6 protein-coding genes are annotated in these 4641 nt (G+C 68.6%); 2 read left to right on the top strand and 4 right to left on the bottom strand.

Annotated elements, in window-relative coordinates; genetic code table 11:
- The 3 genes from QN345_RS15765 to QN345_RS15775 all read right to left on the bottom strand — a co-directional run.
- A partial coding sequence (locus QN345_RS15765; protein ID WP_323508848.1) for an aldehyde dehydrogenase family protein occupies positions 1–734 on the bottom strand: 734 nt, incomplete at its 3' end.
- A 48-nt stretch (positions 735–782) separates the two neighbouring features.
- Positions 783–1766 (bottom strand): PDR/VanB family oxidoreductase, encoded by a 984-nt coding sequence (locus tag QN345_RS15770; protein ID WP_322140941.1) that lies wholly within the window; start codon positions 1764–1766, stop codon positions 783–785.
- A gap of 15 nt (positions 1767–1781) precedes the next feature.
- The gene (locus QN345_RS15775; protein WP_134449361.1) at positions 1782–2870 is read right to left on the bottom strand and encodes an aromatic ring-hydroxylating oxygenase subunit alpha; all 1089 of its coding nucleotides are present in this window, start codon (positions 2868–2870) and stop codon (positions 1782–1784) included.
- Between the two features lie 118 nt (positions 2871–2988).
- Between QN345_RS15775 and QN345_RS15780 the strand changes: the two genes are divergently transcribed.
- Positions 2989–3651 (top strand): PadR family transcriptional regulator, encoded by a 663-nt coding sequence (locus tag QN345_RS15780; RefSeq protein ID WP_322135283.1) that lies wholly within the window; start codon positions 2989–2991, stop codon positions 3649–3651.
- The gene (pnuC, locus tag QN345_RS15785) at positions 3648–4328 is read left to right on the top strand and encodes a nicotinamide riboside transporter PnuC (RefSeq protein WP_134449363.1); all 681 of its coding nucleotides are present in this window, start codon (positions 3648–3650) and stop codon (positions 4326–4328) included. The genes QN345_RS15780 and pnuC overlap by 4 nt, the downstream gene beginning before the upstream one ends.
- A 116-nt stretch (positions 4329–4444) precedes the next feature.
- Here the strand turns inward: pnuC and QN345_RS15790 are convergent.
- Positions 4445–4641 (bottom strand): hypothetical protein (locus QN345_RS15790; protein WP_323508849.1); only part of this gene is annotated, 197 nt, incomplete at its 5' end.

Raw genomic sequence — 4641 nt, forward strand, 5'->3', positions numbered from 1 at the left:
GCCCTGGTCGAGCCGGTGAACGCGATCACCCGCACGTTCGGGTCGGTGACGATGGCCTCGCCGACATCGGCGCCGCCGGTCACCAGCTGCAGGAGCCCGGCGGGCAGGCCGGCCTCCTCGAAGATGCGCACCATCATCACGCCGCCGGTCACAGCGGTGCGCGGGTCCGGCTTGAGCACGACCGCATTGCCCAGCGCGAGCGCCGGCGCCACCGCGCGGATGCCGAGGATGATCGGCACGTTGAACGGCGACACGACTCCGACGACGCCGACGGGCACCCGCTGGGCGATGGAGATCCTCGGCTCCTCGCTCGAGAGTACCTGGCCGAGCGGATGCGACGGCAACGCCGCCGCCTCGTAGCATTCCTGAGCGCCGACGTGGAGGGCGAAGCCGGCAAGCCCGGGAACCGCGCCGACTTCCCGCACGTTCCAGTCCATGATCTCGTCGGCGTGTTCCTCCAGGAGCGCGGCGGCCCGGCGCAGCACGGCGGCGCGCACCGGGTGCGCGGTCGCGGCCCAGGCCTTCTGCGCCGCGGCCGCGCCCGCGGCGGCCCTGGCCACGTCGACGGGGGTGGCGATCCCGATCCGGCCGATCTCGTCGCCGGTCGCCGGCTCGATGACCGGGAGGTCGCCGCCTGACCCGGCGACCCACTCCCCGTTGATGTAGATCTTCCCCGACCACGCCGCGGGGTCGAGGAACAGGGTTGTCGCGGTCTCGTTCACGGTGAGTGTCATGGGCGGTTCTCCTTCAGGGTGATTGCGGTTGGGTAGGGGTGCGGAGGATCAGGAAATGTCGATTGTCACGACGGCGGTGCCGCCGGGCGGGGCGACGGCTCGGGAGACGCAGCAGCACATCGTGCCGCGGGAGTCCTTCTGGCGCTCGCTGTAGAAGACGTCACGGTGGTCGATGTCTCCGTCGAGGTCGAGCACGCGCACCTCGCAGAGTCCGCACTCACCCTTGCGGCAGTCGAACATCAGGTCGACCTCAGCGGCCTCGAGCGCCTCGAGCATGGTCTCGGTCGCCCGGACGGTGACCTCGGCGCCGATCCGCGGTATGCGCACGACGAAGTCCTCGGGGGCGAACCAGCCGCTGTTGCCGAAGGTCTCGAACCGGAGGTCGGGGTAGGGGAGCTCGCGTTCGATCCAGGCCCGGCGAACGGCGTCCATCAGCCTGATCGGACCGCACAGGTAGAGTTCGGTGCCCGGTTCGACCCCGCCGACGAGCTCGGTGACGTCGAGCGGGTTGCCTTCGTCGGTGATGTGGAGTCTCAGCCGGTCGCCGTGCGCGTTCTGCACGTGTTCGACGTAGGCCAGCGCCGGCCGGCTGCGCCCGGCGTAGACGAGCGTGTAGTCGGCGCCGACCGACCGGAGCACCCTCGCCATGCCCATGACCGCAGTGATGCCGATGCCGCCGGCCAGCAGCACGTAGTGCGCGGCTCCGACGCGGAGGGGGAAGTCGACGATCGGCTGGGTGATCTCGACGGTGTCGCCGGGCCGGAGGGCGTGCATCGCCCGCGCGCCGCCGCGGGACCGCGGAGAGTCGAGCACGCTGATCGCCAGGGTCCGGCCGTCGGGGCCGGCGTCGACGACGGAGTACGACCGGCGGTCCAGAACCCCGCCGATCGGCACGCGCACGTCGATGTGTGCGCCGGCGTCGACCTTGGCCGGGTGGTCGGGCGCGAGCACGATCCGGCGGATGTTGTCGGTGAGGGCGGTCGAGTCGACGACCGTGGCGCGCTGCCAGACCGCCGCGTGGGACGTTGCCATCGTCGTCGCCGCCACTCAGCCGGCAGCGACGGGCGCGGGCAGGCGTCCCTCCGCAGCGAGCTGACGTTCGATCAGCCGCCGCACCCACATCCCGCCCGCGTCGATGTTCAGGCTGTAGAACTCGTAGTCGGGGTTTGCGTCGATCGCGGCCTGCTGGGCGACGAGCATGTCCTCGTCCTCCCTGAAGACGCCGGAGACCCCGTCGCGCAGCTGGGTGGTGATCACCTGGCTTTCGAGCCGGTAATTGCGCATGAACGCCCAAAAGTAGCGGGAGGAACGGTCGGTGACGGGCGAGATCGTGTTCATCACATAGCCGTTGACGCCCTGGCTTCGATCGCCCTGCGGCGCCCCGGTGCCGGCCCGCGCGACACCGACGTCGATGTTGATCGTGGTCGGCGATTCGAAGTGGATGATCTGCCAGCGGTCGACCTTCCCCTCGAAGCCGGGAAACTTGTCGCGCATGTTCTTCAGCCAGAACGGGGGAGCGTCGATGCCGAGCATCCAGCGTTCCACGGTGACGGTCCGTTCGTCATGGTGCACCGTGAACTCGGATTCACTCAGCGCCTCCTGGCCGATCGAGGAACTGTGCACGAATTCCTCGTGGGTCAGGTCCATCAGGTTGTCGAGCACCAGCTGGTAGTTGCAGTCCACCGAGATCGTCAGGCCGTCTCCTGCCCACTCCGGGTCATCCATCTGGTGCATGTCGGGCACGAGCTCCGGGTCGGCCAGGGCTGCATCGCCGAGCCACACCCAGACGTAGCGGTACCGTTCCACGACGGGGAAGGACGCGACCGTTGCGCTCGGGTTGATGGTCTCCTGTGCCGGCATCGAGACGCAGCGGCCCGCCGAATTGTAGAGGATGCCGTGGTACGGGCAGCGGATGCCGTCCCGGCCCTCCAGCTTTCCCATCGAGAGCGGCGCCAGCCGGTGCCAGCACGCGTCGGCGAGGGCGACGGCGTCACCGTCCTCGGTGCGGTACAGCGCGAGCGGACGGTTAGCGACGGTTCGCGCGAGCGGCTTGCGATTGACCTCGTGGTCCCAGGCCGCGACGTACCAGGCGTTGAGCGGGTGGCCGAGGATCTTGTCGACGGTCGTTTCCTTCATCGGGACTCCTTCGTCCGGACATCATGCACCTGGCATCACATCGATAGGTCAATGGAGGGCAACAATACCTATGTCGATAGTGAAACCACAAGACCCTTTCAGGGACCAGAATCAAACCATGAGCCTGCGCTACGCCCTCCTCGCGCTCCTGACGGCGCAGCCCATGACGGGCTACGACCTCGCCAAGTCCTTCCACAGCTCGGTCGGGCACGTCTGGAGCGCCCCGGACTCGCAGATCTACCCGGAACTGCGCCGGATGGAAACCGGGGGACTGATCGAGGCGACGGCAGTTGCCCGGAGTACCCAGGCGACCCAGGCGACGAAGCGGGTCTACCACATCACCTCGCTGGGTGAGCAGGCGTTCCGTGCGTGGATGGCCGAACCGGTCGAGTACTCGCGGGAGCGAGACCCGGCGCACCTGCGTGCGGCGTACTTCGAGTGGGCCGACCCGGACTCGGTCCGGGAGCAGCTCCGGGCGCACGTGCGGCACTGGGCCGGGTTGCGCGAGCAGTGGCAGGGCCAGTTCGCCGCGATCCGGGACGGTACGCATCCGATCTTCGTCCAGAGACTGTTGATCAGCCCGGAGTCCGAGCGGCCGCGCATCGCGGCGTACAAGCTCTTCGCCTACGAGGGGCTCATCGCCCGGGCCGAGCAGGAAATCGGGTGGGCAGAGCGTGGGCTGCGCCTGGCCGACGAGCTTGAGCCGAAGCCGCCCGAAAGCGTTCGCGGTAAGTTGGGAGAAGGCGGAGGGACCAGCCCCGGCGAGGAAGTTGACCTGTGAATCCGATTGAGTGGCTGTTCGACGCGCAACTTCAGATCGGCACGCAGACCATCCTCTGGCGCGAGGTGATCGGCAACGCGTTCGGGATACTGAGCGCAGTCGGTGGAATGCGCCGCAAGGTCTGGGCGTGGCCGGTCGGCATGGCGGGCAATGCGCTGTTGTTCACGGTGTTCCTCGGCGCCGTCTTCGGTACCCCCAACCCGGTGAACCTGCTCGGCCAGGCCGGCCGACAGGTGATGTTCATCATCGTGTCGATCTACGGGTGGATCCAGTGGTCGCGGAGCCGCCACTCCACCGTTCGCGCCGCGGTCGTGCCGCACTGGGCGGGCAACCGCACCCGCATCCTGCTCGGCCTCGGCATGGTCGCCGGCACCCTCGTGCTCACCCCGATCTTCCGTGCCCTCGGCTCCTTCGAACCGGTCTGGGCTGATGCCTGGATCTTCACGGGCTCCCTGCTCGCGACCTACGGCATGGCCAAGGGCTGGACCGAGTTCTGGCTGATCTGGGTCGCGGTCGACATCGTCGGGGTACCGCTCCTGGTCAGCGCCGGGTACTACGCCTCGGCGATCCTGTACGTGTTCTACGGGGCGTTCACGATCACGGGCTTCTTCATCTGGATGCGGGTGCAACGCCGCCGCAGGGACTTCGTCGAGCACGAGCTCACCGGCACGGTGTGACCCGCCCGCTTGACGAGCCTCGCCGCGGCCGACCACGGTCGAGTGTCGCCGGTTCCGCCCAGACGACCCGGTGTACGGGCGATCCTCGGCGGGTGTGGCGACACTCGGCGCCCGGGCTACCCGTCCGCGCTAGGGTGCGGGCCGCTCGATGAGCTCATTCCGTCTGCGGTCCAATCGACGCTGACGTCGATCAGCTGGTCGTAGGCGTCCGAAACGGTGAGGGGGCCTGCCGTCCCGAGCGAGCCCATGACCGTGGCGTTGAGGTGTAGCCCGCTCCCGGCGAGTTCGTCGAGCGTGGTGCACGCGCTCGTGC

Source organism: Cryobacterium sp. 10I1, from assembly GCF_035019805.1.
GTDB lineage: Bacteria > Actinomycetota > Actinomycetes > Actinomycetales > Microbacteriaceae > Cryobacterium > Cryobacterium glucosi.

Coding starts and splice junctions, on each gene's coding strand:
- QN345_RS15780 (WP_322135283.1), top strand. CDS start 2,989: ATGAGCCTGCGCTACGCCCTCCTCGCGCTCCTGACGGCGCAGCCCATG.
- QN345_RS15770 (WP_322140941.1), bottom strand. CDS start 1,766: ATGGCAACGTCCCACGCGGCGGTCTGGCAGCGCGCCACGGTCGTCGAC.
- QN345_RS15775 (WP_134449361.1), bottom strand. CDS start 2,870: ATGAAGGAAACGACCGTCGACAAGATCCTCGGCCACCCGCTCAACGCC.